Source organism: Helicobacter sp. WB40, from assembly GCF_027859275.1.
GTDB classification, from domain to species: domain Bacteria; phylum Campylobacterota; class Campylobacteria; order Campylobacterales; family Helicobacteraceae; genus Helicobacter_D; species Helicobacter_D ibis.
On the sequence record NZ_JAQHXS010000013.1, the window covers coordinates 1 to 16,441 of the forward strand.

The 16,441-nt window shown below is 33.2% G+C and carries 17 protein-coding genes and 1 pseudogene; 10 read left to right on the top strand and 8 right to left on the bottom strand.

The window, feature by feature from the left end; genetic code table 11:
- Nucleotides 1-152: 152 nt before the first annotated feature.
- The 3 genes and pseudogenes from PF022_RS08170 to PF022_RS08925 all read right to left on the bottom strand — a co-directional run bounded on the left by PF022_RS08170 (nucleotide 153) and on the right by PF022_RS08925 (nucleotide 1,016).
- Nucleotides 153-614: a hypothetical protein gene (locus PF022_RS08170; protein ID WP_271023499.1), complete on the bottom strand. Its 462-nt coding sequence runs from the start codon at nucleotides 612-614 to the stop codon at nucleotides 153-155.
- Nucleotides 584-718, bottom strand: a complete 135-nt coding sequence (locus PF022_RS08175) for a hypothetical protein (RefSeq protein WP_271023500.1) — start codon at nucleotides 716-718, stop codon at nucleotides 584-586. The genes PF022_RS08170 and PF022_RS08175 overlap by 31 nt, the downstream gene beginning before the upstream one ends.
- Before the next feature lie 31 nt (nucleotides 719-749).
- Nucleotides 750-1,016 (bottom strand): annotated as a pseudogene (locus tag PF022_RS08925) (YkgJ family cysteine cluster protein).
- An 86-nt stretch (nucleotides 1,017-1,102) separates the two neighbouring features.
- Between PF022_RS08925 and PF022_RS08185 the strand changes: the two are divergent.
- A complete protein-coding gene (locus PF022_RS08185; RefSeq protein WP_271023504.1) occupies nucleotides 1,103-1,975 on the top strand; it encodes a DMT family transporter in 873 nt (290 codons plus the stop codon).
- Here PF022_RS08185 and PF022_RS08190 read toward each other — a convergent pair.
- The 4 genes from PF022_RS08190 to PF022_RS08205 are packed head-to-tail and all read right to left on the bottom strand — an operon-like array spanning nucleotide 1,949 to nucleotide 6,547.
- Nucleotides 1,949-3,013 carry a glycosyltransferase gene (locus PF022_RS08190; RefSeq protein ID WP_271023505.1) on the bottom strand — a complete coding sequence of 355 codons (1,065 nt, stop codon included), beginning with the start codon at nucleotides 3,011-3,013 and terminating at the stop codon, nucleotides 1,949-1,951. The two genes, PF022_RS08185 and PF022_RS08190, sit on opposite strands and share 27 nt — an antisense overlap.
- On the bottom strand, nucleotides 3,003-4,808 hold the full coding sequence (gene pglF, locus PF022_RS08195) for a UDP-N-acetylglucosamine 4,6-dehydratase (configuration-retaining) (protein WP_271023507.1): 1,806 nt from the start codon (nucleotides 4,806-4,808) through the stop codon (nucleotides 3,003-3,005). Before pglF ends, PF022_RS08190 begins: the two co-directional genes overlap by 11 nt.
- On the bottom strand, nucleotides 4,809-5,933 hold the full coding sequence (locus tag PF022_RS08200) for an aminotransferase class I/II-fold pyridoxal phosphate-dependent enzyme (protein ID WP_271023509.1): 1,125 nt from the start codon (nucleotides 5,931-5,933) through the stop codon (nucleotides 4,809-4,811). It abuts the gene before it with no gap.
- On the bottom strand, nucleotides 5,930-6,547 hold the full coding sequence (locus tag PF022_RS08205) for an acetyltransferase (RefSeq protein WP_271021971.1): 618 nt from the start codon (nucleotides 6,545-6,547) through the stop codon (nucleotides 5,930-5,932). The genes PF022_RS08200 and PF022_RS08205 overlap by 4 nt, the downstream gene beginning before the upstream one ends.
- A 65-nt stretch (nucleotides 6,548-6,612) precedes the next feature.
- On the opposite strand from PF022_RS08205, the gene PF022_RS08210 reads away from it, so the two are divergent.
- The 9 genes from PF022_RS08210 to ruvX all read left to right on the top strand — a co-directional run bounded on the left by PF022_RS08210 (nucleotide 6,613) and on the right by ruvX (nucleotide 15,064).
- Nucleotides 6,613-6,933 (top strand): hypothetical protein, encoded by a 321-nt coding sequence (locus PF022_RS08210; protein ID WP_271021972.1) that lies wholly within the window; start codon nucleotides 6,613-6,615, stop codon nucleotides 6,931-6,933.
- Complete coding sequence (gene lgt / locus PF022_RS08215) at nucleotides 6,899-7,717, top strand: prolipoprotein diacylglyceryl transferase (protein ID WP_271021973.1); 819 nt, start codon at nucleotides 6,899-6,901, stop codon at nucleotides 7,715-7,717. The genes PF022_RS08210 and lgt overlap by 35 nt, the downstream gene beginning before the upstream one ends.
- Nucleotides 7,710-9,635 (top strand): ribosomal protection-like ABC-F family protein, encoded by a 1,926-nt coding sequence (gene abc-f / locus PF022_RS08220; RefSeq protein ID WP_271021974.1) that lies wholly within the window; start codon nucleotides 7,710-7,712, stop codon nucleotides 9,633-9,635. Before lgt ends, abc-f begins: the two co-directional genes overlap by 8 nt.
- 58 nt (nucleotides 9,636-9,693) lie before the next feature.
- Complete coding sequence (gene minD / locus PF022_RS08225) at nucleotides 9,694-10,494, top strand: septum site-determining protein MinD (RefSeq protein ID WP_271023511.1); 801 nt, start codon at nucleotides 9,694-9,696, stop codon at nucleotides 10,492-10,494.
- Entirely contained in the window at nucleotides 10,491-10,727 is a 237-nt protein-coding gene (gene minE, locus PF022_RS08230; protein ID WP_271021976.1) for a cell division topological specificity factor MinE, read from the top strand. The genes minD and minE overlap by 4 nt, the downstream gene beginning before the upstream one ends.
- A gap of 72 nt (nucleotides 10,728-10,799) precedes the next feature.
- Complete coding sequence (locus PF022_RS08235) at nucleotides 10,800-11,750, top strand: divergent polysaccharide deacetylase family protein (protein WP_271023513.1); 951 nt, start codon at nucleotides 10,800-10,802, stop codon at nucleotides 11,748-11,750.
- Nucleotides 11,751-11,791: 41 nt separating this feature from the next.
- A complete protein-coding gene (locus PF022_RS08240; RefSeq protein WP_271021978.1) occupies nucleotides 11,792-13,921 on the top strand; it encodes a hypothetical protein in 2,130 nt (709 codons plus the stop codon).
- On the top strand, nucleotides 13,911-14,678 hold the full coding sequence (locus tag PF022_RS08245) for a DNA-processing protein DprA (protein WP_271021979.1): 768 nt from the start codon (nucleotides 13,911-13,913) through the stop codon (nucleotides 14,676-14,678). Before PF022_RS08240 ends, PF022_RS08245 begins: the two co-directional genes overlap by 11 nt.
- Nucleotides 14,675-15,064: a Holliday junction resolvase RuvX gene (ruvX, locus tag PF022_RS08250; protein ID WP_271021980.1), complete on the top strand. Its 390-nt coding sequence runs from the start codon at nucleotides 14,675-14,677 to the stop codon at nucleotides 15,062-15,064. The genes PF022_RS08245 and ruvX overlap by 4 nt, the downstream gene beginning before the upstream one ends.
- Here the strand turns inward: ruvX and PF022_RS08255 are convergent.
- Nucleotides 15,047-16,441, bottom strand: a complete 1,395-nt coding sequence (locus PF022_RS08255) for a chemotaxis protein CheX (protein ID WP_271023514.1) — start codon at nucleotides 16,439-16,441, stop codon at nucleotides 15,047-15,049. The genes ruvX and PF022_RS08255 overlap by 18 nt on opposite strands.

A 16,441-nucleotide genomic window follows, 5' to 3' on the forward strand; every position in this document is an offset into this window, starting at 1 on the left:
AACACCTCTTTATTATTGAAAGCTCATAAAGAAAAATCAACAAAAAAGGAATGAAAGTATAACGAAAGAAGCTTAAGAAAATATTAACATTTTAGTTTAGATAGAATCAAAATATTAATTTACACTCACTCGCACTCGCACCCAAATAGCACTTACCATTTGAGCTTCCAAGTGCGATTTGGTTGTTCTAGGATAGCTTTTACATCTTTTATATCCTTAACTTCCAATTCTCTCCCTTTTTGTAGTTTATGAATCTTATTTAAGAATCTAAAGATTCCTTTTTTATTTCTTGAGCTAACAGCCTCCTCAAAGCCTGACAAAGACAACTCAATAATTTCTAGCCTACTTTTATGATTCTCATCAATTAATAGCTCCAACTCTTCTCTTTCTTTTATGATTGCAGGCAATTTTTCTGCTACAAGCCTAGATATTGCTTCATATCTAAGCTGTGATTTACTTTTGCCCATTTCATCTAGCCAATACATAGCCATTGCAATGGCTATCCCAGTAAGTGTTCCTACAAAAATATTTGTAACAACATTTGCAAATGGGACAATTATAGGAACAGATAACAAAAACTTCTCTATTGCTTCTTCTGCAAGAATAAACCCCAACAATCAAGCCACTGACAATAAGCATCATAGCCTTTTTTCAATCCAAATGCTGCACTTGCTAGTACTGCTCCTCCAAGTAGTACCGGTATCAATGGTAATGGCATATTGCCCCCTTTTTTATTAATTTATTATGTTCTATTTGTGCTTTAAAAGATTGCAAACCTCGATATTTTAATGTATAAAACTCAAGCACATCAAAGTGCTGTTTATACACCTTCTCATACATAACATCAATTCTGCAAATTTCTGGCCTATGATTATAGATTGTGTATGTATTGTTTTGTGTGTCTAAAAACTTGCACACACCATTTCCTAAATCAACTCTTTTAAATCAGTAATTTTAGATATATTCCTACAACACAACCCACACTTATCACAAGGAAAATTATTCAACAAAGTCATAATCAAAAACCACCATAAAGCACTAATGAACATTGAAAATTAAATCAAAAAAAACAAGGCTACTTCAAAAATAATATAATAATACAATGAGTAAAGAGCAAATAGGAATTTTATGGATAAGCAGTGCAAGTATCGCATATGGGATAATGCCTATATGGACTGTTCTAGCACAAAATAATGGCTTTAATAGTGAGTTTATTTTATTTTTTAGATTTTTCTTTAGTGCGATATTACTTTTAGCATGGATATATTTTAGAAAAATACCTCTAAAGCTACCAAAACTAAAACTTCTGCATTTCTTTATGCTTGGCGGTATCATATATGTAGCACAAGCTTGGGCGTATTTAGAATCTTTACGCTTTATTCCAGCCTCTTTATCCGTGCTTTTATACCACATTTATCCAATTATAGTCGCACTTATTGCCATTATTTTTCTAAAAGATAAGCTAAAGTCCACTACACTTGTCTCTCTTTTGCTTTGCTTTTTGGGCTTAGTTTTAGTCTTAAAGATTCCGCAAAACTTAACTTTAGATTATTTTGGTGTTGTTCTATCTTTAATTGGTGCTTTATTTTACGGATTATATGTGGTATTTAGCAAACAAATAGCCTCTGGAATCTCATCTGTCCTTTGTAGCTTTTATATATGCTTGTTTGCTTCTTTGGTTATGCTTGTATCATTCATGCTTACAGGGGACATAAATATAGATTCGATTAACTATATAGGGATAACCTCGCTTCTTGGGCTAACATTTATATCTACCCTATTTTCCATGATGGCTTATTTTTTGGGAATGTCAAAACTAGGTGTAACCAAAACTGCTATTTTAGGCATGATAGAACCACTAGTAGCAATATTACTATCACTTATGATTTTAGATGAAAGCTTGAATCTGTGGCAATGGGGCGGTGCTATTTTAATTATATTTGGCTCTTTATTGTTGTTTATCAAAAAAGGATAAAATTAGCTTCTCCCACTTTTCTAGCACAACTTCTTTGCCAAAACGCTCTTTAATATTTGGGGCTTGTTGTTTCAAAATATCTTTTTGCACTGCCATTTGGCAAAAAGCTTCACTTAGCCCTTCTACATCTCCAAGCTTTACTAAAAGCCCATTTACACCATGCTCTATAATCTCTCCTGGTCCATAAGGACAATCATAACTAACAACTGGAATCCCACACATCAAAGATTCGATTAATACATTACTAAGCCCCTCTTTATGACTGCTTAGCGCAAAGAATTCTGCTTGTTTATAGAAGCTGTATAGATTTTTTTGTTTCCCTAAAAACACTATCTTTACCCCAAGATTCTTAGCATTTTCCTCTAAGCCCTCCTTTAAAGCCCCATCTCCTGCTAGAAGAAGTGAGTATTCTTTATGCTTTTTGTTAAATTTAGCAAACGCTTCTATTAGCTCATCAAAATGCTTACTCTCTATCATTCTCCCTGCACTTAGAATATAAGGCTTATATGCACTATAATCTTTTAGTTCTTCTTTTTCTAGCTCAATAGGGTTTGGCATAACGCATACATTTTGCAAAAAAGAGTAGTTTTGCAAATCTTTGCTTGTAAGCGTAGTAACACAATTTGCATAAGGATAGATTATCTTACGCAAGAAAAACCAAGCTTTTTGTTGTTCTAGGCTCTCATAAATACTATGTTCTGTGGCTATGATTTTTATCTTGGCAATTTTAGAAGCGATGATACTTAGGATATTTGTTTGATGAATTAGGCTAATTACTAGATTTATTTTTTGTTCTTTAAAAATCCTAACAAGGGCTAAAATTTTAGAAAAATTTGCACCAAGTCCGCCAAGAATCCCTCTTTTATGTCCTATTACACATAATTTTACATTCTCATTTATTGTATAGAATCTATTCTTATCGCTCCATACGATAAGAGTAATATTCAATGGCAGATTGTTTGCCAAAAAAGAAGCAACCCTCTCAGCCCCTCCCATAGAGAGTGAAGAGACAATAATAGCAATATTTTTATCCTGCATTGTGGTTAAACTCCACTACGATTTCTTTAAGTTTAGAGACTTTATTTTCACATTCTAAAAGCTCTAAAATATCTTTATTTAGCTTCTCTATATCGTATTCTGTGGGGCGTGCTACTTGGATTGATGGATATTTTGTCTTGCCCTCACTCTCTCCTATTAGTAGCTCTTCATAAAGCTTCTCTCCCGGTCTTAGTCCGCTAAATACTATTTCTATCTCATTTTCTTTGCCATAAAGCCTTAACATATTTTTGGCTAAATCCACGATTTTTACAGGCTCTCCCATATCAAGGATAAATATCTCTCCACCTTTAGCAATAGAGGCTGCTTGAAGCACTAGCCTACAAGCTTCAGGTATAAGCATAAAATACCTTGTAATATCAGGGTGGGTTACGGTTATGGGGCCTCCACTTTGGATTTGAGCTTTAAACTTTGGCACAACAGAACCAGAAGATCCAAGCACATTGCCAAATCTAACTGCTACAATCTCGCTTTGCTTGGAATCTACATTTTGTGCATAAAGCTCCACCACACGCTTAGTTGCACCCATTACATTTGTAGGACGCACAGCTTTATCAGTGGAGATAATCACAATTTTTGGCACTTTAGATTCTATTGCACAATCTATTACATTTTTTGAACCAATGATATTGTTTTCAATCGCACTTTTTTGATTGTATTCACAAAGTGGCACATGCTTATAAGCTGCTGCATGCACAACAATATCAGGTCTTTCTTCATCTAGGAGCTTTTGTAGTCTTTCTCTCTCTAAAATTGATAGCATTACAGGACGCAAAGGCTGATTAGCATTTAGCTTCCCTAGAGGATTATTTTTTGTTAGCTCTTCTGTGATTGCATAAAGATTATATTCACTATGTTCTACTAAGATAACCCTTTTAGCTCCAAAGCTAACACACTGCCTTACAATCTCGCTTCCTATACTGCCACCTGCACCCGTTATTAGCACCTTTTTGCCACTTATGAAGTTTGCTATTACTTCTTTATCTAAATCCTTACTAGGACGCGAGAGTAAATCTTCAATAGAAATATCCTCTAGCGGTGCGTCATCTTTTAACATGGAGGCTATTTTTACCTCTTCGATTCCTATTTGTTTTAGTTCGTTAAAAAGATTTTCTAAAGGTGGCTTTGCATAGCTTTTAGTCAAAATCACACTTTTAATACTATGCTTCTCCATTAGCTCTTTTATGGCACTTTTTGGATAGACCTTTAAGTTTGAGATATAGTTTCCCTGCTCTTTAATATCTTCATCAATGATTGCTAGAGGATAAAAGGGGAGTTCGCCATTTAATGCACTTTTTATAAGAGTTGCACTTTGTGTATTTGCCCCAAAGATTAAAGCTGGTTTTGGGGAGTTTTTAGGAGAGTTTTCTAAATATGTCCGCTTAGAGATTCTAAATCCCCCTATAAAAATAGAAGAAAGCACAAAATCAATCATCACAACACTTAGTGGGAAGTCCGCAAACAAGCCAAAAAACACCAAAATACCAAAAATACTATAACTCACTAAATGTGCATAAAGAAGCTTTAATGCTTCACTAAGCCCAAAGAATCTCCATGGCACAAGATAAATTTTAAACACACTTAATGCTATAACCTTTAAGGCTATCAAAGAGATAAACGCAAAAATCACATTTTTGCTAAATTCTAGTGGCACCTGAAAGGAAAATCTTAAATCATATGCTAGTAGCAAAGTAAAATAAGACACCAAAACATCTACAAGCACAAAGAATATTATTCTTTTTGTGTTGCTTGGGCGGAATAATCTTGACTTTAGCACTTAAACCCTTTTGACAAAATCTAAAACAAAAGAGCAAATCTCTTCAATATCGCTTCTTAATAATGCCCCACCACTTGGAAGACAAATCCCGCTTTTAAAGAGATTCTCACTTACTCCATTATTAAAGCTAAGACTATCTTTAAAGAGTGGTTGGAGGTGCATAGGCTTCCATAAAGGACGACTTTCAATGCCTTTTGTAGCTAAAAAATCTACTAGTTTAAATGGATTTATTTTGCCATTTTTAAAGCTTAGCGTTGTAAGCCACCTATTACCTCTTGTATCCTTTAACTCTGGCATAAACTCTACTTCTAAACCTTTTAACAATTCTTCATACCACGAAAAAATCTCTCTTCTTTTTTGCACTTTGCTTTCAATTTCTTCTAGTTGCCCAACACCAATAGCAGCACAAATATTGCTAAGCCTATAATTATACCCATAGTCTTTATGCTCATAATATGGCAAATTTTCTCTAGCTTGAGTGGAGTAGAATCTCGCCTTTTGCATAAGCTCTTCATTCTTGCCTAAAAGCATTCCTCCACCACTTGTTGTAATAATTTTATTACCATTAAAGGACAATGCACCAAACTCTCCTATTGCCCCTGTATGAGAGCCTTTATAAAATGCTCCTAGAGATTCTGCTGCATCTTCAATTAATAGCACATTGTATTTTTTACAAATTTCGCTAATTTCATCTAGCTTTGCACATTGTCCATACAAATGTGTAACAATCAAAGCTTTTGGATAGATTCCATCTCTTTTTAGCTTCTCACATGCTTCTTCTAAAAGCTTAGGAGAGAGATTCCAGCAATCTTCATCACTATCGATAAACACCGGAATTGCACCCTCATAGAGAATTGCATCAATAGAGCCAATAAAAGTAAAACTTGAGGCTAAAATATAATCACCACTTTTAATCCCACTCACTCTTAAAGCTAAATGCAACGCAGAAGTTCCGCTATTTAAAGCTAATGCATTTGAAGATTTTGTATAACTCATAGCATCTTTTTCGAATCTATTTACAAATTCTCCTAAAGGCGCAATATAATTACTCCTAAATGCTTCATCAACATATTTTTGCTCATTTTTTCCCATTTGTGGTGGTGATAAAAAGATTCTAAAACTCATCTTAACTCCTTTTTTGCTGGATTGCCTACTATTTTTGTATTACTTTTTATATCACTAATTACTACACTTCCTGCACCAACTACACAATTATCTCCCACACTTTTAGTAGGTATAATAGTAGTCCCTGCACCAATATGGCTAAGATTCCCTACTTTCACCGCCCCACATAGCGTAGAGTTTGGCGAAAGATGAGAAAACTCACCCACAATGCAATCATGCTCTAGCACACAAGAAGTGTTTAAAATTGCACCTCTTTTAACTAGTGCATTTGCATTTACAACTACATTTGGCATTACCACACAAGCCTCATTAATAATCGCACTAGGAGAGATAATAGCACTTTTATGAATAATGCTTGGCAAACTAAAGCCCATTTTGCTAAAAAATTTATATAAATTTTTACGCAAGAAATTATCCCCTACCCCTAATGCAATGCAAATAGAAGTATCTTTTAAGCTTAAGAATTCCTCTCTACTTATAGCAGGGATTTTGCTTATCGTTTTATTTTGCGGATTATCGTCTATTATGTATTTCACAATAAAGCCATTGCTAACTATCATATCAAAAATAACTCTTCCATGCCCACTTGCACCAAAAATTGCAAACTTATCCACAACAACCCTTATTTACAAATCACTATGCAACAATTTTAGCAGATTTTTTTGTTAAAATTATTCCCATGAGAATAGAAAAAATACAAGACAACGCATTTATGCTAAGAGGCAAAATTAAAGAAATAAGCGATTATCACGACATAAAAGCACTAATTGAAAAAATGAGAAAAAATGGAATTAACGAGGTTTATTTTGGGATTCCACAAGCAAAGGAAATAAGCTTTTATATCTTAGGATATTGGCTAAAGTTAGCAAGAAAAAATGACTTTAAGCTCCACTTATTTATAGAAAGTCCGCTTCTTTATAGCAATATAGTAAAGCTTGGCTTTAGCGAATTTTTAGAGGTAATAGATGGAAGATTGGAAGAATATATACAACCTATTTGATCCTGTTGCATTTACTTTTTTTGTGCCTGTGCATTGGTATGGGATAATGTATGTCTTAGCCCTTTTAGTGGCTTTAATGGTGGCAAAATGGATTGTAAAGAAAGATTCATATCCTATTTCAAATTCTATGCTTGATAGCTACTTTATTTGGGTTGAAATTGGAGTAATCTTAGGCGCAAGATTAGGATATATTATTTTTTATGACCCTTATGCTTTGTATTATCTGCTAAATCCATGGCAAATTTTTAATCCATTTGATACAAATGGGAATTTTGTAGGCATTAGGGGCATGAGTTTCCATGGAGCGGTAATTGGATTTTTGATAGCTTCATTTATCTTTGCAAAGGCAAAAAAGGTAAATTTTTGGCTATTCACTGATTTAGCATGTCTTAGCATACCTTTAGGATATGTATTTGGACGAATCGGAAATTTCTTAAACCAAGAATTAGTAGGGCGAGAGACCACAAGTATATTTGGTATCTATGTAGATGGGATCTTACGACACCCAAGCCAACTATATGAAGCAATCTTGGAAGGATTGTTGGTATTTATAATATTATTTGCATTCCGTAAAAAGGCGAAGTTTGTTGGACAAATAAGCATACTATATGGAATCTTATACTCCATAGCAAGATTTGTTGCAGAGTTTTTTAGAGAACCAGATTCACAACTTGGCTTTATAGCATTTAACTTCATAACTCAAGGACAGCTTTTATCGCTAGCAATTTTTGTATGTTGCATAATTTTACTTCTAATGCCACAAAACAAGGCTAAAAATGACTAGCATTTCTCTGCAAAATATATCCAAACAATACGACTATAAACCAATATTAAAAGATGTATCACTTAACATACAAGAAGGAGAGATGGTTGCCATAATAGGAAAAAATGGTGCAGGAAAATCAACTCTATTAAAAATTTTACATGGAAGTTTGGAGCAAGATAGTGGGAATAGAATCTTAAAGGGCACACCAGAGATTAAGTATCTATCTCAACAAGCAAACTTTAAAGAAGGTCAAAGCGTAAGAGAGGCGATATTAGAATCCCTTAGCGAGATAATAAATGCAAAAAATCAACTAGAAGAAACAAATAAAGCCCTACAAAATAATCCAAATGACAAGAATCTGCTAAAGATTCAAGCAGAACTTAGCACATATATAGACCACCATGAAGCATGGGATTTAGACAATAAAATAGACAAGATTCTAGATTCATTTAAGCTTAAAGAGCTAGAAACTAAATTCGCAAATCTCCTAAGTGGTGGTGAGCAAAAGAGAGTTGGACTAGCTTGTTTATTATTAAAAAAACCAGATATTTTACTGCTTGATGAACCAACAAACCACCTAGATGTGCAAATGGTGGAGTTTTTAGAAGAATTATTAACAAAAGAGAGATGGACTTTAATCTTTATAAGCCATGATAGATATTTTATAGATAGAGTAGCAAATAGCATTATTGAAGTAGAAGACTGCAATATACGGAGATTCAAAGGTGGCTATGGAGATTATCTAAGAAGCAAACAAATACTGCTAGAAAACCTAGCAAAGGAGCATGAAACACTGCTAAAACATCTAAAATATGAAGAAGAATGGCTAAGTCGAGGTGTTAGAGCTAGAGTGAAGCGTAATGAAGGACGCAAAGCTAGAATCATGCAAATGAGAGAAGATGCAAAAAATAACCCATCTATAATAAGAAAAATGAAACTAGAGCTAGAGCGAGAAACAAAAAGTTTCAACCAAGAAGAAGGCACAAACAAAAAGAAAATGCTATTTGAGCTTGAAGGGGTGAATCTCTCATTTGGAGATAAGATTCTAATACAAAACTTCTCTACACGAATCTTACAAAAAGACAAAATTGCCATAGTTGGTAGCAATGGAGCAGGAAAATCAAGCCTACTTAAAGCAATGCTTGGGAGAATAAAGTTTGATAGCGGGAAGTTTGATAGTGGCGATGTAAAAATTGGGTATTTTGACCAACATAGAGAAATGCTAGATGATACAAAAGATTTGCTAGAGACATTTTGTCCATTTGGCGGAGATAGGATAGATGTAAGAGGCAAAAATATGCATGTCTTTGGCTATCTTAAAAACTTCCTCTTTCCAAAAGAATTTTTAGATAAAAAAATAGGCACATTAAGCGGAGGCGAGAAAAATCGTGTAGCATTAGCACTACTCTTTACCAAAGAATATGATTGCCTGATTTTAGATGAACCAACAAATGACTTAGATATTCCAACTATAAATATATTAGAAGAGTATTTGCAAAGCTTTGAAGGAGCTTTAATAATAGTAAGTCATGATAGATATTTTGTAGATAAAATTGCTAAAAAATTATTTATATTTGGCAATAATGGAGAAATAATAGAAAGCCATAAAAGCTTCCAAGAATACTTAGAAATACAAAAAGAGCTAAAGCAATACGATGAAATAGCAATCTCACAGCCAAAAGTAGAACCAATCAAAAAAGAAAAAAGCAAACTCTCATATCATCAAATGCGTCTTTTAGAATCCCTCCCACAGCAAATAGAAGAGCTAGAGCTAGAAATAAAGCATATAGAAGATAAACTATACTCAAACACTCTAAGCACAAGTGAGCTACAAGAACTATCAATAACACTTGAAGCAAAAAAGGAAGAATGCGATTTAAAACTAGAAGAATACCTAAAGCTAGAAGAACTACAAGAGAGTTTAAACAAAAACTAGCTTTAAGTTATATTAACAAACTACAAGCTAAAATTTCGCAAAAACTTAAGGCATTATTTTGGATTCAAAGGTTATTACTATTACTTCAGGGAAAGGTGGTGTTGGTAAATCCACCACAACAGCAAATCTAGCAGTAGGCTTAGCAAATTTAGGCAAAAAGGTTGTAGCAGTCGATTTTGACATAGGTCTTAGGAATCTAGATATGATTTTAGGCTTAGAAAATCGAATCGTATATGATATAGTAAATGTCATGGAAGGCGAGTGCAACCTATCTCAAGCACTAATTAATGATAAAAAAACAAAAAATCTATACTTCCTACCAGCTAGTCAAAGCAAAGATAAAAATATACTTGACAAAGATAAAGTTGCAAATCTAGTAGAAAAGCTAAAAGAAGAGTTTGATTATGTGCTTTTAGATTCTCCTGCTGGGATTGAGGGTGGGTTTGAGCATTCTATATTTTTAGCTGATATGGCACTTATAATCTCAACTCCAGAAGTATCAAGCGTTAGAGACGCAGATAGGGTCATAGGCATAATAGATGCAAAAAGCAAGAAAGCACAAGAAGGCAAAGAAGTAGAAAAACACATAATAATAAATCGCCTAAAGCCTGATATGGTAGAAAAGGGTGAAATGCTAAGCGTAGATGATGTGCTAAAAATTTTAGCATTACCTTTAATTGGTATAGTCCCTGAAGATGAAAAAATAGTATCTTCCACAAATATGGGAGAACCTATAATTTATAAAGATTCACAAGCTTCAAAAGCATATCAAAACATAGCTAGAAGAATCCTAGGAGAAGAAGTGCCCTATTTAGAGCTAAAAAGCAAAAAAGGATTCTTTGGGAGGCTATTTTCATGAGTTTAATTGATAAATTATTTGGCAACAAAAAGTCTTCAGCACAAGCCGCAAGAGATAGGTTAACACTTGTTCTTGCACATGAGAGAACAATTAATGTGCCATATATGGACATGATGAAACAAGAAATCTTAGAAGTAATCAAAAAATACACAAAAGCAGAGAAAATAGACATAAAAACAGATTCTAACTCTAATTTTAATGCACTTGAAATAGAAATACTTCTACAAAAATAAATGAAAACCAAACTCACAAAAATCGCAATCGCTCTAGTGGCTATTATGTCAGCTTTGAGCATTTTGCCCTTAATGGATATAACATCACTAAATACAAAACAAACAGAATCTGAATTTGAAGATTCAAATAATTCTCAAGCTACAAATGAAGACAACAATCTAACAAGCACAAATGAAAAACTAATAGAAAAAAATATAGATTTCTTAAAAGAGAATATAGAAATCTTACAAAATCAAACAAACACAACAAAAATAGAAGATAACAACACTATAAAGCAAGAACCAATAGAGCCAACAAAACAAGAATTTACACAAAATACAAATGAAGATTCATGCAATAGGGCTAAACCTCAACTAGCAATAATAATAGATGATGTAGCCACAATGCAACAATACAACAGCATAAAGAGCGTCCCATTTAAACTAACCCCATCAATATTCCCAAGAAGTAAAGCTACGCCAAACACGCCACAAATAGCAAAACAAGCACCATTTTTCATGGTTCATCTACCGCTTGAGGCATTAAACTTCTACCAAAAAGGTCATAGATGGATTCTAACTAGCAATACCAAAGAGGAAATGCAAACAATAATAGATGAAATAACAAGGGACTTCCCACGCTTAGAATATATCAACAATCACACCGGTAGCAAATTCACACAGACATACGAATCTTTAGAAAAATTACTAGATATTTTAAATAATGAAAAAATAACATTTCTAGATTCAAGAACTAGCTCTAAAACACAAAGTGCAAAATATTATGCAAACCACAATATAACTCCACAAAACAAATGTCAGAGTGTATTTTTAAAAAGAGATATATTTTTAGATAATGAACTTGATATACCAAAAATAACACAAAACATAATAGATTCTATAAACTTAGCCAAAAAAAGAGGCTATGCAATAGCAATAGGACACCCACACAAAGAAACCATACTAGCCCTAAAAAACGCCACCAACTACATAAAAGATTCTGGTGTTGAGCTTGTATATGTAAATGAGCTAGTAATTAAGTAAAATATTGCTAAAATCAAAACTAAAAGGTTGCAAGGCTGGGAATGATAAAACCAAAAGAAAGCATTAGACTTCAAGGCAGCATTTTAAACATAGTAGAAGGCAGGGAATCTACATTTTGCATAGACAATACATTTCGCCTTACAGAAATAGACAGCTCGTTAAAAATTAAGGGCAATATGCAAGTTACAAAACATGCCAAACCCCCACATAGATACTCTCATGCATTTGGAATCTCACGCTTTGCTTATTGTTGTGTGCCAATTATGGGAGAACATAAGGTATTTATCTTAGAGTTTAGAGATGGCAAAGTCCAACATATAAGCACACTAGAAGATCATGATGGCGATATTGAAGCATGTGGATTTTCAAAAAATGGTGAAATCTTTGCAACAGGTGGACAAGATGGCAGGGTATTCTTTTATGACGCAAAAAGCTTCTTGCCACTTGGCTCATTAATGGCAAGATCTGATTATATATCTGTAATTACATTTTCGCAAAATAGTGAATTTTTAGCAATTAGTGGCTTTGATAAATTTACTATGGTTTTTGATATTTTGCGACATAAGATTATTTTTAACTTTGTTACAAACGATGTAGTAGAATCTTCTGCATTTTTTGATAATGACGAAAAGCTAATGCTAGTATGTCGCAATAATTCAAGCATAATATTTAGCCTAAAAGATGGAAAAATCATATCCCAAGAATATCCATTTGCCTTTTGGCCTACAAGCATAGCAATACAAAAAGATAGCAATTTTGCCCTAGTTGGCACACGCTCAAATGTAATATATATAATCTCAACAAAAGACAATAGCAAAATAATGGAAATAGAAGATACCTATTCTGGAATCTCTAATATATCCTTTGCACATGGTTTATTATATATTGGTTATATTGATGGAACACTACTTGTTGTAAACCACAAAGAAAGTGAAGAGAAACTAAAAACAAGCCTAGAATCTAAAAACTACAAAGAAGCAAGAGAAGCAGTAGATGAAAATGTTTTTTTAAGCATACACCCGCTTATGAAAGAATTCGATGAAGCATGGGCTGGTGTGCTACAAGAGGCGATAGATATGCTAAATAAAGACCAAATAGATGAGGCAGTATCTCATGTAGCACCATTTATAGTAGATGAGAGCAAAAAAAATGAATTTGACTTTTATCTATCACAAAAAGAAGGCGTGCAGGAATTTATAAGCTTTATTGAAAAAAAAGACTATGCAAAAGCTTATGAAATGGTGAGAACCACAAAATTTTTAGCAAAAACACAAAGTTATGAAAGATTGGAGAATATATGGAATAAAGCCTTCTCTAATGCTAAAAAACTCCTAGTAGAAAATGCTCAAGCAAATTACAAAATAGCAGAGCAACATCTAGCACCATTTGAAAATACTCCAAAGAAAGAATTAATAGTCCAGCTACTAAGAAATTGCGATGTATTCTCAAAGGCTGAAAGCATAATAAAACAACAAAACTTCAAAGAATACTTTGCATTGACAATGCAGTTTTCTTTTCTAAGAGAAACTGACTTATACAAAAAAGTCCTCATATTTGGCGAAAAAATGCTAACAAATGTAATAGAGCTAGAAAAAGACCTAAAATATGACGAAGCCAAAAAAATAGCAGACACTCTTTTGTGCTTCCCAAACTTGAAGCGTTCCGCACAAGAAAGACTAGTATCAATGCAACAAAAAGAAAATTTCTTTGAAGCTATAAACAATAAAGACATCAAAAAAGTATATAACATGGTAGATGAAATAGAATCTTTGCGTTCATTGCAAGAGTTTAAAATATTCACACAAGATTTTCTAAATAAATTTGAAGAAGCAAAAACATACTCCTATGCAGGCAATGCACAGCATATTATAGTTATTTTTGGAGAATATATGGAAATACCATATTGGATTGATAAAATAGCTTCACTAATGAAAGTAGCATATCTAAAGCAAATATCAAATGCACTAAATGAAATAGATGTAAATTGGAATATGACACTTAGGAGATATGTAGATAGATTCGGATGTGGATTGGAGCTAGTAAAGCTATTACAAAATCATAGTAGTAACTCTATATTGGATAATTTTGAAAGGGATTGCGAGTGTGATGGATATAGGCATTTAGGCTTTGTGCCAAATATAGTGATATACAAAACACAAAATGCACAATAAACTAAATACCATCCCAAAAGAACTAGAATCTCTAAAAGAAAGCATACAAGATATATACTATCTAGGAAACACGGAGTTATTAAATAAACGCAAATTCACAATAATCGGATCAAGAAAGCCAAACCCATATGCACAAGCACTAACAAAAGAAATAGCAAATAAAATATCAAAAAAAGGTGGCGTAATAGTTAGTGGTGGGGCATTAGGCATAGATATTCTAGCCCATATAAATGCTATGCCAAATACAATAATGGTATCTCCATCATCGCTAGATATAATCTACCCTAAAGCAAATGCAAAGACAATCAAACAAATACAAAAAGATTCTTTACTCTTAAGTCAATTTAGCCCCACATATACACCGCATAGATTTTCATTTTTAGAAAGAAACAAGCTTGTAGTTAGCTTAGGAGAGCTAGTAATAATCCCATATGCAGATATGCTAAGTGGCTCAATGCAAAGTGCAAGATACGCAATAAGCAACAACATACCAATCTATGTCTTCCCACACAGAATGAATGAAAGCAAAGGCACTTCAATGCTAATAAAAGAGAATCTAGCAAATGTAATATGGGATATAGACGAATTTATACAAGATATTTTTGGAGATTGCCAACAAAGCAGTGATGAAATATTAGAATTTTGTAAAACAAATCCATTTTTTGAAGACGCACTTTTAAAATTTGGCGATATTATATTTGAATATGAATTAGACGGCAAAATAATCCGTAGTAATGGTAGAATCGAGGTTGTATGATTGCGCTTGATATAGGGCTAAAGAGAATAGGTATAGCACAAAATAGACTAGGGATTGCAATACCGCTAAATCCAATTATCAGAAAAAACAGAAACCAAGCAGCAAATGAGCTAAATAAGATAATACAAACCATAAACCCAAAAATAATAATAATAGGAATCCCAAAAGATGGTAATGCAGAAGAAGAAATGACGCGTAGGATTAAGCATTTTGTATCACTATTAGATATTTCAAGCAATATAAAAATAGTCTATGTAGATGAATCTTTTAGCACATTTGAAGCAGAAGAAAGAATAAAAGAAATAAAGAAAAATAGAAAAAATGGAACTATAGATAGCATCGCTGCTTCTATAATCCTAGAGAGATATTTAATGAGCCAAAAATAATACCAATGGCTTATTGTTAAATAATAAATTTATTTGAACACCCTGTTTATCAGATAGAATCTCTGCAATCTCATCTTCGCTCTTACATGCTTTTGGCAACGAAATTCCTATTGATATATTGCTTTCTGATAGCACTGCTTTAGACCTACCTGCTATGATATTTGTAAATTCCAAAATAACATCTAGTAACTCGCCATCACTTTGACATTCCTCGCCAAGTATCATAACTGATGCTTCTTGAACTAACTCCTTGCTTAGACACAATGCTACTATACCTGATATATCTCCTTCAAATGTAATCATACCACCCATAATATCAGCATTACCAACTTTATTATATGTTGTAACCTTATAATCTGTCCTCTTGGCCTCTCCACCAGTAAGAGAAGTTAGAGTCTCAACTGCGGCATTTATAAAGACAGGAAGTTGTGCTACTAGATGCTTTGTTAAGCCTTTTCTTTTTTGTTCTAGCTTTTGATGCTCTTTTGCCAATTCTTGTATCTTTGGATTGGATCTACACTCCTCAACAGAATTAAAGAAGAATACATGACTTCTATTGCACAATTCAACTTTATCCCTATCTAATTGAGCTTTTAACCCACATATAGCAATACATGCTTCAAATTTGACATTATTTAATGCCAAAGACATTATAAAATCAAGTGCTGCCAAATTAAAATCTGTTGTTTCAGTGGCATCAAAAATAAATATTTTATAACCCTCTCTTAACCTTGAATTGTGTGCTTGAACATTGAAGTATAAAGAAACGGTTTTATCTACCTTCTTGTATAAAGTATAGGTAACAATTCCATTATTAATTGTAATTGGTATAAAATTACCCATAACATCAAAATAAATATCATAAATATATAATGCTTTATCCTCAAATTGCTTACGCTTTTGTGAAAACTCACCAGCACTATTTACCAAAATTACATTATATCCCTTTGCTTCTAGCTCCTTTGATATAAGTGTTTGAATCATTCCATCTGGTTCATAATATATGATATCTTGGTTTAGAGGAGGCAATTTTAATCCAAGCAATAAATTTGCCATTGCTTCTGTTCTAAAAAGAGGCAAACTCTTGTTTGGAAATAGTGCTTTTAACTTTGGAAACTGCTCATCATTGTATCCAACAAAAGCTACAACAATACTAACTTTAGTCTGCATTGCCAACAAGGACTTGGCTATTAAGATAACAGCACCCTCATCAAATGAAGACACATGCTCAAATGAAAAATATACAGCCTTTAAAGACAGGCTTCTTATGGTAGCACAATTAGAAACAAGAATCTCGCATATTTCCTTTGCCTGCTTCATCTCAAGATTTACATCTGGTGTATATACGGCTATATCATGTTTTATTACTGGTCGCAT

Coding starts and splice junctions, on each gene's coding strand:
- PF022_RS08175 (WP_271023500.1), bottom strand. CDS start 718: ATGCCATTACCATTGATACCGGTACTACTTGGAGGAGCAGTACTAGCA.
- PF022_RS08185 (WP_271023504.1), top strand. CDS start 1,103: ATGAGTAAAGAGCAAATAGGAATTTTATGGATAAGCAGTGCAAGTATC.
- PF022_RS08190 (WP_271023505.1), bottom strand. CDS start 3,013: ATGCAGGATAAAAATATTGCTATTATTGTCTCTTCACTCTCTATGGGA.
- PF022_RS08200 (WP_271023509.1), bottom strand. CDS start 5,933: ATGAGTTTTAGAATCTTTTTATCACCACCACAAATGGGAAAAAATGAG.
- PF022_RS08210 (WP_271021972.1), top strand. CDS start 6,613: ATGAGAATAGAAAAAATACAAGACAACGCATTTATGCTAAGAGGCAAA.
- lgt (WP_271021973.1), top strand. CDS start 6,899: ATGGAAGATTGGAAGAATATATACAACCTATTTGATCCTGTTGCATTT.
- abc-f (WP_271021974.1), top strand. CDS start 7,710: ATGACTAGCATTTCTCTGCAAAATATATCCAAACAATACGACTATAAA.
- minE (WP_271021976.1), top strand. CDS start 10,491: ATGAGTTTAATTGATAAATTATTTGGCAACAAAAAGTCTTCAGCACAA.
- PF022_RS08235 (WP_271023513.1), top strand. CDS start 10,800: ATGGATATAACATCACTAAATACAAAACAAACAGAATCTGAATTTGAA.
- PF022_RS08240 (WP_271021978.1), top strand. CDS start 11,792: ATGATAAAACCAAAAGAAAGCATTAGACTTCAAGGCAGCATTTTAAAC.
- PF022_RS08245 (WP_271021979.1), top strand. CDS start 13,911: ATGCACAATAAACTAAATACCATCCCAAAAGAACTAGAATCTCTAAAA.
- ruvX (WP_271021980.1), top strand. CDS start 14,675: ATGATTGCGCTTGATATAGGGCTAAAGAGAATAGGTATAGCACAAAAT.
- PF022_RS08255 (WP_271023514.1), bottom strand. CDS start 16,441: ATGCGACCAGTAATAAAACATGATATAGCCGTATATACACCAGATGTA.